The 1,845-nt window shown below is 59.8% G+C and carries 2 protein-coding genes; both read right to left on the reverse strand.

Translation table 11 applies throughout. The annotated features are described in order from the left end of the window. A partial coding sequence (locus ACI38Z_RS08125) for a phosphoenolpyruvate-utilizing N-terminal domain-containing protein (RefSeq protein WP_439789694.1) occupies positions 1-457 on the reverse strand: 457 nt, incomplete at its 3' end. Between the two features lie 108 nt (positions 458-565). Then, entirely contained in the window at positions 566-1,495 is a 930-nt protein-coding gene (gene pfkB, locus ACI38Z_RS08130) for a 1-phosphofructokinase (protein ID WP_439789695.1), read from the reverse strand. Positions 1,496-1,845: the final 350 nt, after the last annotated feature.

Raw genomic sequence — 1,845 nt, forward strand, 5'->3', positions numbered from 1 at the left:
AGTTCTCGGGGAGGGAGGAGAGGTCGACGACCTGCTTGCCCAGCAGGTCCGCAAGGAGGCCGGTCTTGACGTCGGCGACGTCTGCCGCGCGCTCGCGGAAGAGCTCGTCCTCCATGTTCGAGAACATGTTGTAGTACGTGTCGTAGGCCTCGCTCACGGCCTGCTCGGCGCACATGCCGGAGTCGATGGAGCCGTTGACCATGTCCTTGATGCCCTCGTCCTCGGCGAACTCGATGTGGGCGCCCATGATGGCCGCCGCCTCCTCGCCAACGGACTGCTTCATGCGCTCGATCTGAGCGTTGGTCTGTGCAACGAACTTCTCGAGGGCGGCTGCGTAGCGCGCCTTCTCCGCCTCGGGATCCTCGGGCTTCGTCGGGGTAAACGACAGGTCGGGTGCCACGGCAACCTGCGCCACACCGATGCCGTACCCGTCAGAAGCGTTAACGCCTTCGTACATGTAGACCTCCCATAGTAGAAAACACCCACACTTGCCCATGGCGCTATTGCAAATCGGGGATTCCCCCCTTGAAATCCCCGACCTATTCCATGGCGAGAATCACGGCAGCTACTTGCCCTGCTCCTCGATGATCTTCGTAAGGTTCGCGTACACGCGGTCGATCGTCGCACGCTTTGCGATGCCCTTGCTCGCGGCGGTTGCGGTGCCGCAGGCGGAGGCGAAGCGAAGCGCGGTCTCGTAGTCGGCGCCCTCCTGCACCTTCGCGACGAAGCCCGCGACCATGGAGTCGCCGGCGCCAGTCGCGTTCACGAGCTTGATCTTTGCGGTCGGGACCGTGTGGATCTCGCCCTTCTCGTCGTACAGGAGCGAGCCGTGCCCGCCGCAGGAGACGATGACGTTCTGGGCACCCTTCTCGTGCAGCTCCTTCGCGAAGGGAATGCACTCCTCCGGAGTCTCCGGGCGGGCGTTGAAGATGCGGCCGACCTCGTGGTTGTTGGGCTTGATGAGGAAGGGCCTGGACTCGAGCGACTCGAGCAGGAGCTTGCCCGGCGCGTCGACCACAAAGCGGATGCCACGACCCTCGAGCCTCTTCATGATGATGTTGTACATGTCCTCGGGGAGCGACTTGGGGATGGAGCCCGTGAGCACGAGCGTGTCACCCTCGCCAATGTAGTCGATGCGCTCGAGCAGCTCGTCGACCTTCTTCTCGCTGATCTTGGGACCCATGCCGTTGACCATCGTCATGACGATGCCGTTGAGCTTCACGTTGATGCGCGTAAAGCCCTTGTCGAGGCGCACGAAGTTGCACGAGATCCCGTTCTTCTGGAGCGTCTCGATCAGGTAATCGCCCGTAAAGCCAGCGGCAATGCCGAAGGCCACGTTGATCACCTTGAGCTCGTTCAGAAGAGTAGAGACGTTGATGCCATTGCCGCCACAGTAGATTTCCTCGCTTGAGGACCTGTTGGTGAAGCCCATGTCAAGCGTCAGGGGATGCATGACATAGTCAATGGCCGGGTTCAAAGTTACGGTGTATATCAACGTAGGCTCCTTCCAGCACACAATTTGACTACATTATGACTCAAACAAACTCTTGTATCCGTGTGAAAAGGACAAAGCTTTGGGCTAATCCAAGAATACGTCTGTTACGTCGGCTTTCTTCAAGATTCCCGTGAGCAGTCGACAATTTCGGGAAGATGCATGACCACGTTTTGGTAGACAAGTCAAGCATCGGGTGGCAGGCGGCGCATCACGACCTTCTGCCAGCCAGCCCTTGACAACGAGCCCATTGGACGCTTGGGTTGGTCCCCCACCGCTCGGCCCGAGGCCAGATTGTGCGAGAAGGACGCGCCCACTTCGTGGTAACATCAAGCACGCACGCTCCCTTAGCT

Origin of the sequence: Parafannyhessea sp., from assembly GCF_051876455.1 — a bacterium.
In the GTDB taxonomy this organism is placed as follows: domain Bacteria; phylum Actinomycetota; class Coriobacteriia; order Coriobacteriales; family Atopobiaceae; genus Parafannyhessea.